The sequence below is a fragment of the Mucilaginibacter galii genome, from assembly GCF_014635825.1.
Classification (GTDB): Bacteria; Bacteroidota; Bacteroidia; order Sphingobacteriales; family Sphingobacteriaceae; genus Mucilaginibacter; species Mucilaginibacter galii.
This window is the reverse complement of record NZ_BMDO01000002.1, coordinates 137549-158369: the sequence shown is the minus strand read 5'-3', so window position 1 is coordinate 158369 and position 20821 is coordinate 137549. Positions and strand designations below refer to the sequence as shown.

The following is a 20821-nucleotide window of genomic DNA, read 5'->3' as shown; positions in this document are numbered from 1 at the left end:
TTTCAACTATCACAAAAATAGAATTAATGATGGCAAAGCTTTTATAAATTATATATCTGAACCGGAATTTTAAGAATTTATAAAATTACCAGAATTGATTATTTAACGGCTTATCTCTTTAAATTTTGTAAGCGATTAAAAATTCTGTCAATTCGGCAAATTCTTAAAATTCCGGTTCAGACAACTTATTTAAACGCACACTCCACCACATGATCGTTTACCATGCCGGTGGCCTGCATGTAGGCGTAACATATAGTGGTGCCAAAAAATTTGAAGCCCCGCTTTTTCATGTCTTTACTGATGGCGTCGGATATTTCGGTGCGGATTGGCGTTTGGCTTACCTGATTATTTATAGGCTTACCATCGGGCATAAAGCTGCAGAGGTATTTATCAAAGGAGCCAAACTCCTTTTGAACCTTAATAAAGTTTTGCGCGTTGGTGATGGTCGTGGTAATTTTAAGCCGGTTACGGATGATGCCTGCATCCTGCATTAACCGCTCCACATCGGGTGGTTGCATGGCGGCTACTTTTTGCACATCGAAACCGGCAAAGGCATTGCGGTAATTTTCCCTCCGGCGTAGAATGGTGATCCAGCTTAAACCGGCCTGGGCAGATTCGAGTACCAGGAACTCGAACAATATTTCATCATCATGTACTACCTTGCCCCACTCTTCATCATGGTACTTCATATATAAAGGGTCGGTACCACACCAGGAGCATCTTTTTCTGTTGTCTGTTGGCGGTTGTATGTTATCTGATGAGGCCATATATTCACTAAGGTTGATGACGGTAAATTGCTAAAATTTTTATCAAAACACAAAAGGCAATCCTAAAAAAGAATTGCCTTTTGCTTATAATGTTATAGCAGCTTTACCAAGGGCATTCGTTATTCTCGGTTTGAGCATCGTGGCTAAAGAATTTACCGGTAGGACCATCGGCGCCGATAACTGCATATTTAGCTACGAAAGCAGCAGAATCTTCTACTTTTAGCGGGCCTTGGTGGTTATTAAAATCGGTAGCGGTGTAGCCGGGGTCAATAGCGTTTACACGGATAGGGGTATCGCGCAGTTCGTAGGCTAATACAATGGTATAAGCATTTAAGGCCGACTTTGAAGTGCCATAAGCTGCCGTTTTATATGGGTAATATGGCCATGATGGATCGCTGTGCAGAGTAAGCGAACCCAATCCCGAAGTTACGTTGGCAATAACGCCGGCCTCCGCCTTTTTGAGTAAGGGTAAAAAAGCCTGGGTAACTTCTATTACACCAAAAAAGTTGGTGTCGTACACTTCGCGTATGGCTGACACCTCAAACGTTTCGGCACTTTGAGGCAGACTGCCACTGATACCGGCATTATTCACCAAAACATCCAGCTTGCCATTATTTTGCTCAACGTACTGTTGTGCTGCCTCAATAGATGCTTTATCGGTTACGTCTATCTGCAAGGCTTCGAGCGTGGTGAGTCCGTCGGCTTTCAACTGCTCAACCGCTTGCTGGCCCTTAGCCAAATCGCGGCAGCCTATGTATACAAAATATCCATGCCCGGCTAATATCCTGGCGGTTTCAAAACCAATGCTCTTGTTAGCTCCTGTTATTAATGCTGTTTTCATGTGTGTTAATGTTTACGCTACAAAGGTAGCGGCCTGTAATAAACCTCAACAGCACATAAGCGGGTTTCAATGGTACATTTTACGGATGCTGCTGCGGTAGTGGGCCGGGGTGGTTAAGGCAATGCGTTTAAAGAAGCGGTTAAAGTATGAAGCGTCTTCAAAACCGAGGGCAAAAGCAATTTCCTTAATAGATTGATCGGTATGAAAAAGCAGGCGTTTGGCTTCTACAATTAAGCGCTCATGAATATGCACGATGGCTGGCTTGCCGCTTTGTTCCTTTACCAGTTCGCTCAGGTGCCCTGCCGATAAATTCATCATACCGGCATAAGCGGCTACATCGTGCAGGCGGGTATACCATTCTTCAATTTTGGATAAATAGGTTTTAAGCAGCAATCGGTTAGGCTGCGGAGTAGCTAAGCTGAATTGCTGCTCGTATAACCGGCTTAAATAAATCAACAACACTTTGGTATAAGCCAGCAGCATGGTGTTTTGCCAATTATTCTTTGTGTTGTACTCTGCCAGCATTTTTTCGAGCAGGTCTTCTACAAACAACAAATCAGCATCGCTTAATACCAACTCATGCCCGTTATCGGGGTTTTGAATAACTGGCAGCTTTTTAAGCGCACCGCTCTCGTCTAATGCTAAAAACTCTTCAGTAATTCCTAAACTAATACCCGTAAAAGGTTGAACCTCTTCCTTTAAATGTACCTGGTGCGGTATGGTGAAATAAAACGCCCCGGGCCTAACGGTATAGGGTACCGTATCTATCCAATGCCGGCTGCTGCCTGCTTTTACCAGCGCCATAAAGTAATACTCTTTACGGTGCGGAATGAGAAAATCAGACCGTTTGTAAGTAGCTACGCAATCATCCCGCTGAATACGGAAAATAGGGTTAGCTACCGACTCGTCAGGCTCGAAGGGATAGTTAGGGATTACGTCTAATACAGTAGAAGGGTACATTAATTTGTTATAATTTATAAACCGGCTTGGTTTGCACTTCTTGTAACTAATTCAAACTTATTAATGTCCTGCTTTTGCAAATTGTCTATAACGAGTTTTATAGTAGGGTAAGATTGCTTTTGTTCTCCTTCTATGGCAAAATGCAGCTCTGCACGATGCTGTAAGTAAAATGCTTTTCTTGCCTCTTGTATCCAGTGGTAAAACTCATTATTCGCAGTAGTATCAATAGGAATTCCTTGCAAATTAACATGCGTTCTATTGTTGTATTGGCTTATAAAACTTTTCAACTGGTGCATAGGTGAACCAAAATTACCTATTAACGAAAACTTACTTAATTCAGCTTCATTAAAATTTATCTTTCTTTTTAAAGCCATGTTCAGTAGGGTCTGCTTCCGTAAGGCAACATCGTTAAGCTGTAAGAACACTTTATTATCACGAATTAAAATTACCGCCACGTTATTATCATGCATAGAGCACACAATCATCGAATACTTCGTAGCTGGCGTAGTTACCTGTATAGGACTATTGATATCTTTAAACTTAGCTGAGAGCATAAAAAAGCACAACAAAAGAAAAGCAATGTCGCACATGGCAACCATGTCAACATTTGCAATTCTATTTTGCCGCTTGTGTTTAAGCATCATACAATAACCTATTTATGATGCAATATACTGACATTCACCTTAATTACAACCCGTTCAACTCATCCCAATACTCTACAGCCCTCCTATAATGTGGGATCACGATAGAACCGCCAACCAGGTTGGCGATCATAAAGATCTCGTTCATTTCGGCGTCGTTTACGCCGGCTTCGTGGGCTTTGCCTAAGTGGTATTTAATGCAATCGTCGCAGCGTAATACCATGCTGGCAACCAGCCCCAGCATTTCCTTGGTTTTAACGTCAAGGGCACCGTCGGCATAGGTGGTGGTATCTAAAGCAAAAAAGCGTTTGATATTGGTATTGGCCGTTTCCATAATGCGGTCGTTCATTCTGGTACGGTAGTCGTTGAATTCTTCTATGAGTTGTCCCATGAGTTGGTTATTTGTTATTGAGTTATTAAGGAGATGCAATATTCGTTAAAATTCTGATTTCCAGTATAGGGTTAAACTATCTTTGACCTAACAATAACACTCTGCAGCAATCATGATCAGCTTTAAACGTATAGACCATATTCATATTTGTGTACCTGCCGAACGGTTGGAAGAAGCACGGCATTTTTACAAGGAAGTAATGGGACTGAATGAGATTCACCGCCCCTTAGAGTTAGGCGATGATGGCATTTGGTTTACCGCCGCCAATATAGAATTGCATGTAGGCGTGGAAGAACCGCTGCCCGGCACTATACGCCACACCGCTTTTGAGGTGGTTGACTTAGAAGCAGCCAGGCAGCACCTCATTAACAATGGTGTTATCATTCAAAAGCAGCGGGTATTACCGGGACGCAGCCGCTTTTCATTTACCGATCCTTTTGGCAACCGGATGGAGTTATTGCAAAGAGATTAAGCTAATCGAAGTTGAGTTCTTTAACCGGGTCCCAAAATACGGTTTTGAAATTCTGCACCTTGTCGCCAATCACGGTAACGCCTTCTTCGGCCAGCAGCTGAGCCCGGTGTTCGATACCCGAGGTACCGCCCGTTAAACGCCCCTGACTATTCACCACCCGCTGAAAGGGAACATATGGTTCAATACCTGCAACCAAACCCATAGCCTTACCCACCTTGCGCGACCAGTTGCCTACACCCAGAAACTTGGCAATGGCACCGTAAGAAGTTACCCTGCCTACAGGCACCTGCCGGGCTACTTCAAACACATGATCGTTAAAGTTAGGATCGGCCGCCATAGGTTAGTCTAAAGAGTACTTGAGGTAATTAATGTTCTTATTATCCTTTAAATACTTTTTCTCGTAATAAGTTTTGATGTTGAGCACCTCATCGGCATAGGGCGAGTGGTATAGGTCTTCGGTTTTGATGTGAAGTTCCAGACCAAGCTCCTCAATTTTTTCGGCAGTGTAAGCATGCAGGCCATCGTTATCGGTTTTCAGGTTAATGAAGCCGCCGGGTTTAAGCATTTGCTTGTACAGGTTTAAAAAGCGGGGTGAAGTTAGGCGTTTTTTTTCGCGGCTAATTTGCGGCTGCGGATCAGGGAACGTTATCCAGATCTCGTCAATTTCGTTTTCGCCAAAGTAATCTACCAGGTTTTCAATCTGTATGCGCAAAAAGCCAACGTTGGTTATGTTTTCTTCGATAGCGGTTTTAGCGCCACGCCAAATGCGGTTGCCTTTATAGTCTATCCCAATAAAGTTTTTCCCGGGGAACATCTGCGCCAGGTTCACGGTGTACTCGCCTTTACCGCAGGCCAGTTCTAAAACAACGGGGTTGGTGTTCTTAAAAAACTCGGTTGCCCACTTACCTTTGTAAGGTTTGCCGGCATCCATCTGTACTACGTTACTAAAGGTCTCTATTTCGGCAAAACGCCTTAACTTATCTTTTCCCACTGCTAAAAATTAAAGGTGCAAAAGTAAGCAATCTGCCTGTTACCCGAAAATGAACAACCGAAACACCCGCGATGTAATTAAATGAAGTTTTTTGAGGTTTTTTGAATTAATGGGAGCAAATCCTAAAGAAAAACCTGATGGGTAATTAAGCTAATTTCACCAGCTTTTCACCTTCCAAAACCGGGATGGCGGTGGCAATATCTACCTGCAAACAAAAGGCTATATCTTGCTCAATACCTAACTTTTTCAAACGTTCGCCATGCGATGTTTTACTGAGGTACTGGCTAATATCGTTCTTACCTATCTGGAACAGGTCGTTTGCCGCCAAGGCAGGATCATCTAACACATAGCAATCGCCTTTTAACTGCTCAATTACCGCACCGGCAAAAAGCGTATCTTCCAGGTTGAAATTGTTTTTCCAACCGGCACAAACCATTAAAATGTTCTCCTCCTGCGTTTTAAGCCAGTTGGAAAGTGCTGTTAAATTCAGGAACGAGCCTATCACTATCTTTTTAGCATTACGCGATAAGTGCAGTGCATGAGTGCCGTTGGTAGTAGTCAAAACTACCGTTTTACCGGCTACTTTGTCAGCCGTGTAGGCAAACGGCGAGTTACCAAAATCAAACCCGGCTACTACCTCGCCATTGCGCTCTGCGGCCAGCAGGTAGTTGAGCCCCTTTTCGCGATACGCAGCACATTCCTCTACTTCTGATACCGGTATGATGGCTTGGGCACCGTTCTCTATGCCGTAGCAAATAGAAGACGTGGCGCGAAAAATATCGATAATGACTACAATATAATCTTCAACTTTATATAGGGGGAGCAGTGCCGGAGTAAGGCAAACTTCGAGTAGTTTTTTTTGCATGTTCTTAGCTTAAGAACATGTCATTGCGAGGAGCGATAGCGACGTGGCAACCGCACGCGTACTATTTAAACGCTTGGGATTGCCACGCTACGCTCGCAATGACATGGTGGAGTTAGTGCGGTAATTATTACTTCAGAAAAGGCATTTTAACCACCTGGGCTTTCACCTTATTATCGCGGATCTTGATAAAAATTTCGGAACCTTCTTTAGCGAAAGGTTGGTTGACATAACCCATACCTATTGCTTTTTGCAGCGAAGGTGATTGTGTGCCGGAGGTTACCCGGCCAATAACGTTGCCTTCGGCATCTACAATTTCGTAATCGTGGCGAGGGATGCCGCGATCTATCATTTCAAAGCCTATCAGCTTTTTAGTAATGCCTTGTTGTTTTTGCTGTTGCAGTGCTTCGGCATTGGTAAAAGGCTTAGTAAATTTGGTGATCCAGCCTAAACCTGCTTCTAAAGGAGAAGTGGTATCATCAATATCGTTACCATAAAGGCAGAAACCCATTTCCAGGCGTAAGGTATCGCGGGCGGCTAAACCAATAGGCTTAATACCGAAAGCTTCGCCTGCTTTAAATACGGCAGCCCACATTTCTTCGGCATGCTCGTTATCAAAATATATTTCAAAACCACCTGCACCGGTATAACCCGTAGCCGATACAACCACATTGTCAATACCGGCAAATTTGCCTTTTTGGAAAGTATAATATTCCATTGAACCCAAATCAATTTCGGTCAGGCTTTGCAGTGCTTCGGTAGCTTTAGGGCCTTGGATAGCCAGTAAAGAGGTACGGTCAGATATGTTTTTCATATCTACGCCATACGTATTGTACTTACTTATCCAGTTCCAGTCTTTCTCAATATTGGAGGCGTTAACTACCAGCATGTAGGTTTTCTCGTCCATACGATAAACCAGCAGATCGTCAACAATACCGCCATCTTCGTTAGGCAAACAAGAATACTGCACTTTACCATTGTACAATTTAGATGCGTCGTTGCTGGTTACCTGCTGAATAAAGTCGAGGGCTTTTTCGCCTTTCAAAATAAATTCGCCCATGTGGCTTACATCAAACACACCTACCGCCTTACGTACGGTTTCGTGTTCCACATTAATGCCTGCATATTGTACGGGCATATTGTAACCTGCAAACGGCACCATCTTGGCACCCTCGCGGATGTGTATATTGGTTAAAGCGGTATTCTTCATTAATGAAAGGATTGTTCTGGCCGCAAAAGTAAGAAAATTAGCCCCAATATCAGGCTAATAACATGCGCTGATAGAAACTAACTAGGCGTTCGGTTATTTTATGCGTGTCATGCTGCTCCTCAACCAGTTTGCGGGCATTGAGGCCAATGCGTTTGCAGTAGTTTTCGTCGGTAATACAGCGTTTAATAGCACGATAAAATTCTTGCGGCGTGTTGGCGATCAGGATGTTTTCGCCCTGGATATAATTTATACCCTCTGCACCTAAAGAGGTAGAAATAATACATTTCTGCATAGCCATGCCCTCCACAATTTTAACCCGCATTCCTCCACCCGATAATAGCGGAACAATCATAATGGCCTTAGTATTCACAAATTCCAAAGCATCATCTACCTCGCCGTGGATAAAAATCTTACCTACCACTTCGTAATCATCAAAGCGTTCGGGTATATCGTTCCCGGCCACGTAAAAGCGGGCGCGCAAATCACCGTCGGTAATTTCCTTGGAAAAATTCTCCAGGAACCACTCAATACCCTCACGATTAGGCATCCAATCCATAGCCCCTAAAAAGAACAAACTCGGGAACTCTGTTTTACGGTAATCGGGCTGGTAGCGGGTGAGGTCTAAACCCACCGGTAAAATTTCTACAGGGATACTGGCCTGGTTATGCAGTTGTATGGCTTCTTTATCCTGGTTGGTAAATACGGCAATGGCATGAAACTGGTCGAATTGCTTCAACTCATATTGTTTAATGCGCTTGGCAATCATACTCAAATACAACTTCTTAACAGGGTCGTTCTTCTGTTTAGACAAACGCTCCCAAACCAGGTACTCGATATGGTGGGCGCGATAAATACATTTAGCTTTGGTTACTTTACGAACGGCCTGCAAATATGGCGTCACAAATAAGCCCTCAAACTGAATAATGTCGTATCCGCCGCTCTCCACTTCTTTGATCAGTAAACGCTCAAATTCGGGATGGTAGTAGCGGTCTACCGTATAAAGTTTGCGGTAAAACAAGCCCAAAATGGCGTGTTTGAGCGATATGCTGGTATCAATACTATGGCAGTAGTAATTGATCTGCCCCATCAAATCATCAGTGGATTCCTGTTGATGGTGTTTTTGCTTCTGTGGGTTGAGGGAGAAGAGGGAAACTTGATGTCCTGAATTAATTAAGCCCCTAATCGTATTGCCCACCACGATAGGATAACCGCTGTTTTGCGGAAATGGCGCGAGATGGGTAATCAACAGGATTTTCACAAGGGTTAATTGGTTGGCAACAAAAATATTAACCCTGCGGTGCTAATCAAAATTAAAAGATACTTAGTTGTGGATTTGTGACATTAAAAGTACGGCGGTGGTGCGGTGTAAAGCCATGCTGCATTACCATGTTGCGATGTTTAATGGTAGGATAGCCCTTATTGGTGTGCCAGTCGTACTCCGGGTGCTCGGTAGCTAACTGCTGCATATAGTCGTCGCGATAGGTTTTAGCCAGTATGGAGGCTGCAGCAATGCTGAAATACTTACCATCGCCCTGAATGATGCACTCATGAGGAGTGGTCTTATATTTATTGAAACGATTGCCGTCTATAATCAAGAACTCGGGCGTTAAATGCAATTGGTCTATAGCCCTGTGCATGGCCAAAAAAGAAGCGTTGAGGATGTTGATCTCATCTATTTCTATATTGCTCACCGAGGCTACGGCGTAAGCAATGGCACGTTGTTCAATTTCAATACGCAGGTTGTAGCGGTCGGCTTCGCATAGCTGCTTGGAGTCGTTCAACAAGTTATGCTCAAAATCGGGTGGTAAAATTACGGCGGCGGCAAATACCGGACCAGCCAGGCAACCGCGGCCGGCTTCATCGCAGCCGGCTTCAATCAATTCGTGCTGATAACAGGCAGATAATGCAAATTTTTCGGCAACGGGTGTTTTTGTTTTTAAAACCGGCTGTCTTTTGTTTTTTGCCATCGAGATTATAATCAATAATCAAAGTTAACAAATATGAATTATAAGATTATTGTTAAATGAGAGATTACATATATTAAGGAAGTAACTGTGGATTTATCTGCATAGTTGTTCCAAAATTTAACGTATCAGGTATTCGCCTAAGCTTGACAAGATGCGCTGAACTATCAATAAACTTATAAATAGCATATTCTACTTTATTTATTTTAGACAGTTTTATCTTAGCACTACCGTCATATATGAACACTTCGTAATGTTGCGTGTCCGCTATTTCAATTTTCTTTGTTGTATCGCTACTTTTATATTCTGCATCTTCAAGTAAATCAGTTAACTGATTCCAATAATCATTGCTGATTTTTCCTACATATGAACGGGTAGCCGGTTGTTTACCTTTAAAATTCCAGTCCTGTGAGCTATCGGTAAACAATTTATAGTTTCCTGCACTATCAATTTTTATTGCTGCTGCTACGCAACTGCCAAAACAAAAACTTTTAGCAAACTCAACTTTTTTTATACCGCTTTTCTTATGACACCCACATACAATCACTAATACAAATAGTAAGAAAACATTTTTAGTCATTGCAATTATTTAAATAAATAAGAACTAAAAGATCCTCAAGGTTAGTAATGTAATGTCGTCTATACGCTTACCTTTGATAATACGGCCCAGGTGATCCATTAGATTTTGGTTAAACTTATCGGGCGAGAGGTGGCCGTTGTCTATCACGTAATTCATTAATTTCCCTTCGTTCCAGCGTATATCCTGCTCCATTTCATAATCCATCAAACCATCGGTATAATTGAACACCATGCTGCCAGGTTCAACGGTTACTTCGCCCTGGTTTAAAAAGGGTAGCTCATCAAATACCCCTATCATAGTGGTACCGCTTTTCAAAAGACAAGCCGTTTTTCCGTCAAATAAAATAGGCGGATTATGTCCACCGTTTATGTAGCGGAGTTTGCGGCTTTTTTCGTTGTACTTGGCCAAAAACAAGGTAATGAAGCGTTCGCCTTTGGTATTACGGATTACGATGGTGTTGAGCCTTTGCATTACCATACTCAAATCGCTCTCCACAGTTGCCCAGGCACGCAAACTGGCCTGAAAGTTGGCCATCAGCAACGCGGCCGATATTCCTTTGCCCGACACATCGGCAATACACCACAAAAACTCATCATCGTTGAGCCTGAAAAAGTCAAAATAATCGCCGCCTATATCCTGATGTGGCAGGTATTTGGCGCTTGCCTCCACAGCTTTATCTTTATGAATTTTAACAGGGATGAGCATGTTCTGTACCTCAACCGCAAGCTCCATTTCGCGCTGAAAACGCTCGGCCTGCAATCGCTCTCTGAACAACTTTTTATTCTCCAACGCCACCACAATTACGTTAATAAGCGTTTGCATGAAGTTAAGGTCATTGCTCATCATTTCCCCCGAAAGGGAAAAATCGCCAATGAGAGCATAAGCTAAAGGCCTGTTCTTATGATAAATGGGAATGAAGTAGTTATAGTTATTCAGCACAGCATCGGTATAGCCCGATAGCGCCGTGGGCGATTTTACTTTTTTGAGCAGTGCACATGCCTTATGCAGTGCCGGCACGCCCTCAAATTCGCCTCCGTATTTAGATACGCATATATACCCGCCCTGCTTTTCAAGCAAAAAGCGAAGCTTACCTACCTGCAGGTAGTTTTTTAAAATAACTTCGAGCATTTGAAGCAACACAGGGGCGGCTGTATTTTTATTGATAGCCTGTGTAACCTCAAGTAAAGAGTTTAATTCCCACTGGCGCTTAAGCAACAGCTTAATTAGATCATCCTCACCTGAACCTTCGTCAATATTCTGCATTCGTATTCTTAGAGGTTCTAAATTAAAAAAATAAATTTATAAGCGTACGTTTTGTGATTTTATATCGAAAGCATCGCGTAACCCCGTTGTTACCAGATTAAAAGCGTACACCATCAGCATGATAGCCAGTCCCGGAAGCACGGCCAAATATGCGGCATCCATAATTATGTACCCATAATGTTCGCGTATCATACCGCCCCAGGTGGGTACCGGGGGTTGCGCACCAAAACCAAGAAAGCTTAATCCGGCTTCGAGCAGTATAGCTGAGGCGAAATTTGACGAGGCAATCACCAAAACCGGGCCTATCATATTGGGCAAAATGTGCCGGGTAATAATGCGTGCGTTAGTATAACCCAAAGCCTTGGCGGCCTCAATATATTCGGCCTGTTTAAAGCTAATAACCTGGCCACGCACCAGCCGGGCCGCCTCTACCCACATAGATAACCCTACGGCAATAAAAATTTGCCATAAGCCTTTACCCAGCGCAAACGATAGTGCTATAACCAGCAAAAGCGCCGGTAATGACCATAGGATATTCATTAACCAGCTTAACGCAGCATCGAGCCTGCCCCCATAGTAACCTGCCAGCGCACCAATGGTAACACCTATAAGCAAGCTAATGAGCACTGCCATTAAACCAACCGAAAGCGATATACGTGCACCCAGGATAATACGGCTGAGCAAATCGCGTCCATACATATCGGTGCCCAATAAAAAAGTTTTTGAAGTAATATGCTCGCGGATAAAACGGCTCCTATTGGCGGGGGTGTCTTTATAATGGAAATCTATTTGTGTTAGTGCGTATGTTTTACGCTCAGCTTTATCTTCGTCACTTAAATAAACGTTCGCTATCAAAGAGTCGCCTTTAAATTGATATGAAGTTACAGGTAGTTCCTGGTTTAGAGCCGGTTGCCCAAAAACCATTTTGCTTAGAAAGTTAACCTTGTCCGTCTTTTCGGTTTTGGGTATCAACAGTACCTGAAAACGGGCACCAGGCTTTTTCAAACTCAGCGGCAAATTCATGTTGTTGGCACTGGGGCTATCATCGGGCATAATAGCATAGCCCAAAACAGCGGTTAGTACAGCTACTGTAATAATGAGGGCCCCCAACAACGCAGACTTATTTTGCTTGAATATTTTCCAGGTACGTTGCGCCGGTGTAATGTTAGTCAAAACCTGTATTAATTTCGTTTTGGGTGAATATCGGATATTTATATTGAGGGGCAAATTTAATAGTCGCATATGTAAGTATTCACAGATATTTTACCTGTAAATTATACTAATCAGCCGTCTATTATAGACACTCTGTTTAAGCAATATTGCTATTAAATCTTGTAAAAATTAAATCTTTTAACTGTAAAGTGCAATATGCGGTTAAACCATCCGGTTGTATAGTATTCTATATACTTTGGCATTAGCTTTGCAATGCTGCATAACATAAAAGTTACACACTCATATGAAAATCACGAAATTTAAAACAGCTGTTGTTGCCGTAGCCTTAGCTACCACATCATTATTTGGCGCAGGCTGCGATTCATTAACTAAAACACAAAAAGGTACAGCTATTGGCGCTGGTGCCGGTGGTACCATTGGTGCCTTAATAGGAAAAAGTGCTGGTAACACTGCATTAGGTGCAATTATAGGTGGTGCTGTAGGTGGTACTGCAGGTGCTTTTATCGGTCGTAAAATGGACAGACAAGCTGCTGAAATTAAACAAACCGTTCCAGGAGCAACAGTTGAGCGCCAGGGCGAAGGTATTTTGGTAAAATTTGACTCAGGTATTTTATTTGATGTTGATAAAACAGGTTTGAAATCGGCTGCTCAAAGTAATTTAACCAACTTAGCCACTTCATTAACTAACAACCCTCAAACCAATATTTTAATTGTAGGCCATACTGATAACACAGGTAGCGCAAGCCACAACCAGGATTTATCTGTACGCAGGGCCGAAGCTGTAAAAGCATACATTGCTTCGCATGATGTAAGTACATCTCGTTTAACTACACAAGGTAAAGGTTTTAACGAGCCTATTGCCGATAACGCTACCGAAAGCGGCCGTGCACAAAACCGTCGTGTAGAAATTGTTATTGTTGCCAACGATCAGTTGAAACAAGAAGCTAAACAAAGCGCAAATTAATAATACACTTAATAGTTTTTTTACAAAGCCTTTTCTCTCAGCGAGAAAAGGCTTTGTTATTTAAAGGCTTGTTCATCCTATATTACTACCCTAAAAAGAATACTTATGAATATTACTTACCGGTTAGATATAACACCCGCTACTTCAGCTGTTATTGAAGTTTATGATAGTTCGGGCATTAACAGACCTACAAATGATGAAGCCCGAATTGCGAAAATGTACGCTAACTCCGATGTAGTAGCCACTGCGTGGGATGATGAAGTGCTGGTAGGTGTTGCCCGTTCTGTAACTGATTATTGCTATTGCTGCTATTTGTCTGATTTAGCAGTACGAAGCGATTATCAGAATGCAGGTATAGGCAAAAAACTGATTGCCCTAACTAAAGAACACCTTGGCGATGAATGTATGTTGTTGTTAGTAGCAGCACCTTCAGCAGCAAACTATTATCCTAAAATAGGGATGGATAGGATAAGTGACGCTTTCACCATTAAGCGGAAAGTGTAATTTGAGACGCAATTAGCCTTACAAACCTTTTTATACCTTAGCTGTTCAAAACTCTGTTCAAACTTTCCCCTTTATGAAGAAAATATACTTACTGGCAATTTTGCTTTTGAGTGTGGCTACAGCTTTCAGCCAAAGCAAAATGGCTTGTTGCCATAAAACAACTACCGCCCCAAGCGCCACTAAAAAGTTTGCCATGCTGGCCTCCAACAGCAAATTTGTAATGGCGCACGCCAACCCAAAACGCATGCGTTTTCAAAGCAGTATCGGTAAGTTAATAAATTATAAAACAGCCGATGGACTTACTGCTAATGCTTACGAACTAAAAGCAAAAAAGCCTACTAACAACTACCTGCTGGTTATACATGAATGGTACGGACTTAACGACTATGTTAAACGCGAAGCCGAAAAGCTGTATAGCGATTTAGGTAATGTAAATGTGATAGCCCTCGACCTATACGATGGTAAAATAGCCGATAACCGCCAGGATGCGGGCAAACTGATGCAGGCTGTAAAAGAGCCCCGCGCACAGAGTATTATTAAAGGTGCCATTGCCTATGCCGGAACCAAAGCCCGCATTGCCACATTGGGCTGGTGCTTTGGCGGTGGCTGGAGTTTACAAAGCACCCTGCTGGCCGGCAAACAAGCAACAGCCTGCGTAATGTATTATGGCATGCCCGAGCAAAGTATTGATAAACTTAAAACACTAAATACCGATGTTTTAGGAAACTTTGCCAATAAAGACCAGTTCATCAATACCAAGATCGTTGCTCAGTTTAAAGAAAATATGGAAAGAGCGGGTAAAAAACTTTACCTGCACCAATACGATGCCGATCATGGTTTTGCTAATCCAAGCAACCCTATTTACGACAGTGAGGCCACTAAGCAGGCTTACGCTTTCACCTTAGCATACTTAAAAACCAAGCTCAAATAACCAGCACCATAAACTTAAATTGATTAGGGCAGGCGGCAAGCTTGCCCTTTTTTAATAACATTGCAAATTATTTTCACACACAATATTTTGACCGGTACTGCTAAAAAATGGATCTCGTGGTTGGTGAAGGCACTTATACTGGTGCTTGCCTTTACCTTTATATACCGCCGGCTTAGCAACAACGAAGGATTAAAGCATTTTCAGTCGCTTATTACCAACGTAGGGCGGGTAAAAGCTATAGCCGTGATTGCATTTATTGTGCTGTTAATGGTGTTTAACTATTTGCTTGAGGCAATTAAATGGAGGTACCTTACTCAAAAGTGGGCGCCGATATCGCTTTGGCAGGCCATAGAATCAGTTTTTTGCGGGTTGACGCTGGCTATATTTACCCCTAACCGCTGGGGCGAATTTGGCGGCCGGGTTATGTTTTTACCACCGCGTAAACGCGTACACGGGGTATTTGCCATGGCGGTAGGTACGTTTGGGCAACTGGTGGTTACCAGTGTGGTGGGTTCGGCCTCCTTGCTTTGGTTTATTTACTACTTCCTGCACATAAATCAGTGGTTGTACATTGGGTTTTTAACCACGGGCATTGGCTTTATTGTGCTTATGCTCATCTTTTACTTTAATGTGCGCTGGGTAGTTTTTTTGTTGAACAGCATCCCATTTCTCAAAAAATATCACCGCTTTTTTGATGTCATGAAACGCTATCATTTTAAAGAACTGCTGCATATTATGATGTATTGCCTGCTGCGGTTTGCCACTTACTCGTTTCAGTACTACCTTATTATGCATTTGCTGCTGCCCGACATTGCCATGTTTAAAATCATGTTGCTCACATTTGTGTTCTTCTTTATACAATCGGTACTGCCCACTATTGATATTGTAGATATTGGCGTGCGCAGTGCCACTGCCGATAAGCTTTTTGAATATGTTACCCAGCAACACATAGCCGTAATGGCCGCTGTTGCTTTAATATGGTTTACCAACCTCATAGTCCCGGCTATACTGGGTTCTGTTTTCGTTTTAAAATTGAAGTTCTTTGATAACAATTTATAGTACTATATCGCTGTTTCTCACCGGGTTGTACCTGGTGGTGTTGGTTTACCTGATTAAAGGATGGGCTGCCCTGCGCAGTCCTAAAGTTAAGGCTGATCCCGGCATATTAGGCACCAAGGTTACCTTACTTATTGCTGCGCGTAACGAAGAAGAAAATATTCGTTTAACCATTGAAGACATTCTGGCTCAGGACTTTCCAAAGCATTTGCTCGAGGTCATTATTGTGGATGACCATTCTACGGATAGCACGGCCGACATTATCAGGAGTTATGCTCCGCAAGGCATCACCCTATTACAGATGAACGAAGCCCAAAAGCTAAACTCCTATAAAAAGAAAGCCATTGCCGAAGCTATCAAACTATCCACAGGGGACTTAATAGTAGCCACTGATGCCGATTGCCGCATGGGGCCGCACTGGCTAAGCACGGTGGTATCTTATTATGAAACAGAACACCCGGTCATGATCTCATCGCCGGTGGCCTACTTCCAGGAAAAGTCATTCTTTGAGCGCCTTCAAACGCTTGAATTCTCTTATTTAATAGGCATTGGAGCATCGTTCATAGGTAACGGAAGGGCATCCACATGCAATGGGGCTAATTTTTGCTACCGCAAGGATGTTTTTTACGAGGTTGGCGGCTTTTCCGGGATAGATGATCTGGCATCGGGCGATGATGAGCTGCTACTGCAAAAAGTAGCAGAACGCTACCCCGGCCGTATTGGGTTTTTAAAAAGTCGCGAGGCCATCGTTTACACCCATGCTAAACCCACGCTTGCCGAGTTTATGCAGCAACGCCGCAGATGGGCCTCTAAATCAACTAAATATAAAGACAAGAGCGTGGTAGCACTGGCGGTGGGCATTTGGTTATTTAACCTGAGTCTGTTGGTGAATGCTGCTTTGAGCTTTTATAAGCTGGTATTTTTTGAGGTATTTGCGTTACAACTACTGCTTAAATATATTTTCGAGGCGGCCTTTTTGTTACCCATTACCTCGTTTTTTAAGCGGTCGGGATTAATTGTGCTGCTCATTATTCTATCGCCTATCCACGTATTGTATTTTGTATATGTAGGCTTAATTGGCAATACCAGTAAGTACCAATGGAAGGGACGCGTAGTTAAGTAGCCATGGCTTTGTAAAGTATTTAAATTGTTTATCGTAGTTTAAGAAATTATAAATTCCTTTGTAAAAATTACGTTTTTCCTCATTTAATTATATGCCTGTCGTACCCCTACCGGAAAATGAAGATGAGCGCTTAGCTTCTTTAGTTTCTTACGATATTTTAGACACCTTGGAGGAGGACGAGTTTGACGAGATCACCAAACTGGCCTCGCAAATTTGTGAAACCCCGGTTGCCCTCATTACCCTGATAGATCAAAAAAGGCAGTGGTTTAAATCGGCGGTGGGCACCGATGTAAGGGAAACACCAAGAGAGTATGCCTTTTGCTCCTACACCATTTTAGAAAAGGATGTGTTGGTGGTAAGCAATGCGCGCGAAGATGCCCGCTTTGCCAACAACCCGCTGGTAACCGGCGACCCCAATGTGGCATTTTATGCAGGTGCACCCATTATTAACGAAGAAGGCTACCCGTTAGGCTCTATCTGTGTAATTGATACCGAAGCTAAAGAGCTAAACAGCCAGCAAATTGCAGCGCTTAAAACATTGAGCAACCAGGTAGTAGCCCAGTTAGAGTTACGCCGTAAAATAAAAGTACTCGAAAGATCGAACGCTACCCTGCTCGAATCTAATGTGTTTATCCAGAAGTTTGCCAGCATGGCGGCACACGATATTAAGAACCCGCTGAGCAGCATCTTGCTATCATCGCAGGCCCTGCAACGCCGCCTGCAAAAAGATGGGGATGATAAAAGCCTGCAACTGATCAATATGAGCATTAATGCATCTAAACAGTTGCTGCACATGGTTGATGAAATGCTGGTTTACTCCAAAGCGCCTGCTACCCTGCTTGCCGACCAGCAAAGCGTTAATTTGAACGAACTGCTTACAAAGATCATCCGCCTTATTGATGTGCCCGAGTCGGTTAAGATACAGTTGCCCGTGGTTGAACATACCATTAACGTATCGCCCGTGGCGCTGGAGCAGATCTTTTTGAATTTACTTACCAATGCCATCAGGTATAACGACAAGGCCGAGGGGCGCATACGCATACTGGTACGTAACGAGGAAAACTTTTACAACTTTAAAGTGACCGATAACGGCCGCGGAATTCAACCCCAATTTCTTAACCGGATATTTGAAGAGAAATTTACCCTTGGTTATACCGATCGTTTTAATAAAGAAGGAACCGGGGTTGGACTGCACACCGTAAAGGCACTGGTAGAAAAACTGCAAGGTACCATCTACGCCGAATCCATACCCGGCCAGGAAACTACTTTCGTATTTTCAATTAAGAAGTAAGCCGTTAAGCAATTACCGCGCTGGCTTCAGGGCGGTTACGCTTTAGTATAAGCGCACTTACAAGCGTTACCAGTATACCAACCGGTAGCGGTTCCAGGTAAGTCATAAGTATTACGCCAAGGGGTGTTTTATACATGTTGCGGTAGTCATCCATCTCGGCCACTTGTTTATTAATTTCTGCCTGGCTGGCTCCTTCTTTTCTGGCTTCCTCAATTACGTGCAGTACATAATGATCCATAAAATCGGGAACAAAGAAGTAGTAATCTATCAGCCAAACACCTACGTAAATGGTAGAAGAAACTAAGGCAATTAATCCGCCCACCTTAAGCGCCTGCAAAAAGGTAATGGTTCCGCCGTTATACTTGTCCCGATAGTTCTTAATACCTACAAACACAAAAGAGAAGGCCAGCAGCATACCTGCATAGCCAATAACCATGCTGCTCTCAAAGCTGGGGTCTCTGTAACAAAGCGTAGTAGACACCAACATGAAAATGGCAATTATCAACCCCGATAACAGCCCGAAGACCCATACATTTCTTTTCATACTTATTTATTTTGATGCCTCAAAGTTGCCGCCCCGCCATCAAATAAGGCTCATCCTTTAGGGTGATTTTGATAAAATATGCTTGTATTCATCCTTAAGGGCTATGAAATAAAGGAAAATTGTCATTTCGAGTGATAACGAGAAATCTTATTACTTCATGCTTATGGTTTACTTTGCAATTTGAACAAGATCTCTCTTTAACGTTCGAGATGACAGCATACATTTTTAAAGCTACGCTTCCAAGAGAATGTAATGTATTTAATCATCATTGCTTCGTACCTCGAAATCATGTCCTTACCTTTCTGAAGAATTACGGTATCAAACCCATACGCTTGCCTTTTTCAACGGCCTGCGTACGCCGCTTTACTTCCAGTTTTTCGAACACCCGGGCCGAATGTGTTTTAACCGTATTGAGCGACACGAACAGTTGATCGGCAATTTCCTGGTTGCTTAGCCCATTAGCCATTAATTGCAGTACGTCCAGTTCGCGGCGGCTCATATTGAGTTGGCTTAGCGCACCCTCGTTAAAAGTAAAAGGTGAGAAGTTGTTAATGTACACTTCCTTTTCAATCACCATGGTTTGCACCTTAGGGCGCGATAGTTTCAGCGCCAGCCAGATGCCAACGCCCGTAAAAAGAAGTGCTATGATGCCAGCGTAAATTTCGAACGAGTGATGGATGATGAGCAGGCGCAATTCGAGCCATTTGAGCAAAAACAACAGCAAAGCCAGCAGTATGCCGTAAAGTATAGTTTGCTTATGCCTTGCAATAAAAGTGGCGGTCATTGGTATTCCGGGATGAACAGGTTAGTTATCCGAAATTAAGAAAATATTTTAGAGAAGGGAATGCTTATATTCTCAATGCATCACCACCGCACCTTCGGTAGCCTTTACCGGTTCTTTTACAAACCGTATCCCAATGAAGTAGATAATAGCCGCCAATGCCGAAGTTCCGGCCATAATAGCAGCTAAAGGTATAGCGGTAGAAGCATGAAAAAACCCAACCAGCATGGTCATGATTGAGCCCAGGCCTAACTGTAATGCGCCCATTAAAGCCGACGCCGAACCTGCATTACGTGTAAACGGCGCTAAAGACAGGGCCGATGTATTTGGGCCAATTAAGCCTACACAACATAAGATGAGGAATAGCATAACCAGCACGCCCGTTAAGCCAAACCATCCGTTTAAGGCTATAACCACAAATATGACCCCGAAAATAAGTTGTGCAATTAAAACCACCGGCACAATTTGCTGACTGGTAAAGCGGTTAAGCAGTAAACTATTTACCTGGCTGGCACCAATAAAACCTATGGAAAGACCGGCAAATATCCACCCGAATACTTTTTGATCAAGATGATAAATACCCATGAACACCAGCGGCGCTCCGGCTACGTAAACAAACAAACCGGCAAAGGCCAGGGCACCGGCAAACACGTAGGTAAAAAATTGCGGTTCTTTTAATACAGTTAAAAACCCATTGATAATAGGCAGTGGTTTTAAAGACAGGGTATGGTCGGGCACGTAAGCATCGGGCAGGGTAAAAATGACGGCCAGTAATATTAAAACGGCAATGAGTCCTAAAATAATGAATACCGAGTGCCAGCCAAAAGCAGCCGTTACATAACCTCCAATAGTAGGTGCCAGCAACGGCGATGCACCCAACACTAATACCAGTAAGGCAAATACCTTGGCATTTTCTTCTACCGGGAAAAGGTCGCGCACCATAGCAACCGATGCTACGGCAGCAGCACAACTACCAATAGCCTGCACAAAACGCACCGCAATTAAGGCGTTAATATCGGTGCAAAGCACACAACCGGCCGAAGCCAACAGATACACGGCCAAGCCTACATAAAGGGGCGTTTTGCGACCAAACTTATCTAACAAGGGGCCATACAATAACTGGCCGGCTGCCAGTCCCACAAAATAACTCGACAACGATAAGGTAACGCGTTCCACTGTGGTATCCAGGTCTTTGGCAATAGCCGGAAAACTGGGCAGGTACATATCAATAGAAAAAGGCCCCAATGCCGTAAGCGATCCTAAAATAAGGATGAGGAAAAAGTATCGTTGTTTGGTAAGAGGAGCAGGTGCCGTCATATTAATGCAAAGATAAATAACTGCCCCCCATAGTCACTAATGCATTAATCTTAAGCCTGTCATTTTACATATCCCTGCGTGTATGCCTTTAGCCTCATTGTGGAAAGCTTTACTCACTCCTGCTGGTTGTAAAATGTCACACTTACGTAATTGCCTGTAAATGACCAGCAGATTAAAATGGACTGCCAATTGCCT

Annotated in this window: 24 protein-coding genes; 7 read left to right on the top strand and 17 right to left on the bottom strand. The window is 43.1% G+C overall.

Features of this window, described 5'->3' with window-relative positions; translation table 11 throughout:
• Nucleotides 1–185 precede the first annotated feature (185 nt).
• The 5 genes from IEV61_RS05865 to IEV61_RS05845 all read right to left on the bottom strand — a co-directional run bounded on the left by IEV61_RS05865 (nucleotide 186) and on the right by IEV61_RS05845 (nucleotide 3600).
• Nucleotides 186–767: a DNA-3-methyladenine glycosylase I gene (locus IEV61_RS05865; protein WP_188414677.1), complete on the bottom strand. Its 582-nt coding sequence runs from the start codon at nucleotides 765–767 to the stop codon at nucleotides 186–188.
• Between the two features lie 103 nt (nucleotides 768–870).
• Nucleotides 871–1608: an SDR family oxidoreductase gene (locus tag IEV61_RS05860; protein WP_188414676.1), complete on the bottom strand. Its 738-nt coding sequence runs from the start codon at nucleotides 1606–1608 to the stop codon at nucleotides 871–873.
• A 66-nt stretch (nucleotides 1609–1674) separates the two neighbouring features.
• Nucleotides 1675–2568 carry a helix-turn-helix domain-containing protein gene (locus IEV61_RS05855; protein ID WP_188414675.1) on the bottom strand — a complete coding sequence of 298 codons (894 nt, stop codon included), beginning with the start codon at nucleotides 2566–2568 and terminating at the stop codon, nucleotides 1675–1677.
• A gap of 14 nt (nucleotides 2569–2582) precedes the next feature.
• Nucleotides 2583–3212 (bottom strand): biopolymer transporter ExbD, encoded by a 630-nt coding sequence (locus IEV61_RS05850; RefSeq protein ID WP_188414674.1) that lies wholly within the window; start codon nucleotides 3210–3212, stop codon nucleotides 2583–2585.
• A gap of 43 nt (nucleotides 3213–3255) precedes the next feature.
• Nucleotides 3256–3600 carry a carboxymuconolactone decarboxylase family protein gene (locus IEV61_RS05845; protein ID WP_188414673.1) on the bottom strand — a complete coding sequence of 115 codons (345 nt, stop codon included), beginning with the start codon at nucleotides 3598–3600 and terminating at the stop codon, nucleotides 3256–3258.
• A gap of 112 nt (nucleotides 3601–3712) precedes the next feature.
• Here IEV61_RS05845 and IEV61_RS05840 point away from each other — a divergent pair, with 112 nt between their 5' ends.
• Nucleotides 3713–4072 (top strand): VOC family protein, encoded by a 360-nt coding sequence (locus IEV61_RS05840; RefSeq protein ID WP_188414672.1) that lies wholly within the window; start codon nucleotides 3713–3715, stop codon nucleotides 4070–4072.
• Between the two features lies 1 nt (nucleotide 4073).
• On the opposite strand, the gene IEV61_RS05835 is transcribed toward IEV61_RS05840, so the two are convergent.
• The 9 genes from IEV61_RS05835 to IEV61_RS05795 form a co-directional block, all read right to left on the bottom strand.
• A complete protein-coding gene (locus IEV61_RS05835) occupies nucleotides 4074–4409 on the bottom strand; it encodes an MGMT family protein (protein ID WP_188414670.1) in 336 nt (111 codons plus the stop codon).
• 3 nt (nucleotides 4410–4412) lie between these two features.
• The gene (trmB, locus tag IEV61_RS05830) at nucleotides 4413–5063 is read right to left on the bottom strand and encodes a tRNA (guanosine(46)-N7)-methyltransferase TrmB (protein ID WP_188414668.1); all 651 of its coding nucleotides are present in this window, start codon (nucleotides 5061–5063) and stop codon (nucleotides 4413–4415) included.
• A 145-nt stretch (nucleotides 5064–5208) separates the two neighbouring features.
• A complete protein-coding gene (locus IEV61_RS05825) occupies nucleotides 5209–5928 on the bottom strand; it encodes a 2-phosphosulfolactate phosphatase (protein ID WP_188414666.1) in 720 nt (239 codons plus the stop codon).
• A gap of 127 nt (nucleotides 5929–6055) precedes the next feature.
• On the bottom strand, nucleotides 6056–7135 hold the full coding sequence (gene gcvT, locus IEV61_RS05820) for a glycine cleavage system aminomethyltransferase GcvT (protein ID WP_188414665.1): 1080 nt from the start codon (nucleotides 7133–7135) through the stop codon (nucleotides 6056–6058).
• A 49-nt stretch (nucleotides 7136–7184) separates the two neighbouring features.
• Nucleotides 7185–8393, bottom strand: coding sequence for a glycosyltransferase family 4 protein (locus IEV61_RS05815; RefSeq protein ID WP_188414664.1), 1209 nt, complete (start codon nucleotides 8391–8393; stop codon nucleotides 7185–7187).
• 52 nt (nucleotides 8394–8445) lie between these two features.
• On the bottom strand, nucleotides 8446–9102 hold the full coding sequence (gene rnhB, locus IEV61_RS05810) for a ribonuclease HII (protein ID WP_188414663.1): 657 nt from the start codon (nucleotides 9100–9102) through the stop codon (nucleotides 8446–8448).
• Between the two features lie 73 nt (nucleotides 9103–9175).
• Nucleotides 9176–9679 (bottom strand): hypothetical protein, encoded by a 504-nt coding sequence (locus IEV61_RS05805; protein ID WP_188414662.1) that lies wholly within the window; start codon nucleotides 9677–9679, stop codon nucleotides 9176–9178.
• A 24-nt stretch (nucleotides 9680–9703) separates the two neighbouring features.
• Nucleotides 9704–10942, bottom strand: a complete 1239-nt coding sequence (locus tag IEV61_RS05800; RefSeq protein ID WP_188414661.1) for a PP2C family protein-serine/threonine phosphatase — start codon at nucleotides 10940–10942, stop codon at nucleotides 9704–9706.
• 36 nt (nucleotides 10943–10978) lie between these two features.
• Nucleotides 10979–12115: an ABC transporter permease gene (locus IEV61_RS05795; RefSeq protein ID WP_229747052.1), complete on the bottom strand. Its 1137-nt coding sequence runs from the start codon at nucleotides 12113–12115 to the stop codon at nucleotides 10979–10981.
• 283 nt (nucleotides 12116–12398) lie between these two features.
• Between IEV61_RS05795 and IEV61_RS05790 the strand changes: the two genes are divergently transcribed.
• The 6 genes from IEV61_RS05790 (at nucleotide 12399) to IEV61_RS05765 (ending at nucleotide 17984) form a co-directional block, all read left to right on the top strand.
• Nucleotides 12399–13079 (top strand): YiaD family glycine zipper/OmpA-like lipoprotein, encoded by a 681-nt coding sequence (locus IEV61_RS05790; protein ID WP_188414658.1) that lies wholly within the window; start codon nucleotides 12399–12401, stop codon nucleotides 13077–13079.
• A gap of 105 nt (nucleotides 13080–13184) precedes the next feature.
• Nucleotides 13185–13583: a GNAT family N-acetyltransferase gene (locus tag IEV61_RS05785; protein WP_188414656.1), complete on the top strand. Its 399-nt coding sequence runs from the start codon at nucleotides 13185–13187 to the stop codon at nucleotides 13581–13583.
• A 73-nt stretch (nucleotides 13584–13656) separates the two neighbouring features.
• A complete protein-coding gene (locus tag IEV61_RS05780) occupies nucleotides 13657–14514 on the top strand; it encodes a dienelactone hydrolase family protein (RefSeq protein ID WP_188414655.1) in 858 nt (285 codons plus the stop codon).
• Nucleotides 14515–14574: 60 nt separating this feature from the next.
• On the top strand, nucleotides 14575–15573 hold the full coding sequence (locus IEV61_RS05775; protein WP_229747051.1) for a lysylphosphatidylglycerol synthase domain-containing protein: 999 nt from the start codon (nucleotides 14575–14577) through the stop codon (nucleotides 15571–15573).
• Nucleotides 15557–16693 carry a glycosyltransferase family 2 protein gene (locus IEV61_RS05770; protein ID WP_188414654.1) on the top strand — a complete coding sequence of 379 codons (1137 nt, stop codon included), beginning with the start codon at nucleotides 15557–15559 and terminating at the stop codon, nucleotides 16691–16693. Before IEV61_RS05775 ends, IEV61_RS05770 begins: the two co-directional genes overlap by 17 nt.
• Nucleotides 16694–16784: 91 nt before the next feature.
• Nucleotides 16785–17984 (top strand): sensor histidine kinase, encoded by a 1200-nt coding sequence (locus IEV61_RS05765; protein ID WP_188414653.1) that lies wholly within the window; start codon nucleotides 16785–16787, stop codon nucleotides 17982–17984.
• Between the two features lie 4 nt (nucleotides 17985–17988).
• Here IEV61_RS05765 and IEV61_RS05760 read toward each other — a convergent pair whose 3' ends face one another.
• The 3 genes from IEV61_RS05760 to IEV61_RS05750 all read right to left on the bottom strand — a co-directional run bounded on the left by IEV61_RS05760 (nucleotide 17989) and on the right by IEV61_RS05750 (nucleotide 20626).
• Entirely contained in the window at nucleotides 17989–18528 is a 540-nt protein-coding gene (locus IEV61_RS05760; protein ID WP_188414652.1) for a DUF4199 domain-containing protein, read from the bottom strand.
• A gap of 310 nt (nucleotides 18529–18838) precedes the next feature.
• A complete protein-coding gene (locus tag IEV61_RS05755; protein WP_188414651.1) occupies nucleotides 18839–19312 on the bottom strand; it encodes a response regulator transcription factor in 474 nt (157 codons plus the stop codon).
• Nucleotides 19313–19384: 72 nt separating this feature from the next.
• Nucleotides 19385–20626: a multidrug effflux MFS transporter gene (locus IEV61_RS05750; RefSeq protein WP_188414650.1), complete on the bottom strand. Its 1242-nt coding sequence runs from the start codon at nucleotides 20624–20626 to the stop codon at nucleotides 19385–19387.
• Nucleotides 20627–20821: the final 195 nt, after the last annotated feature.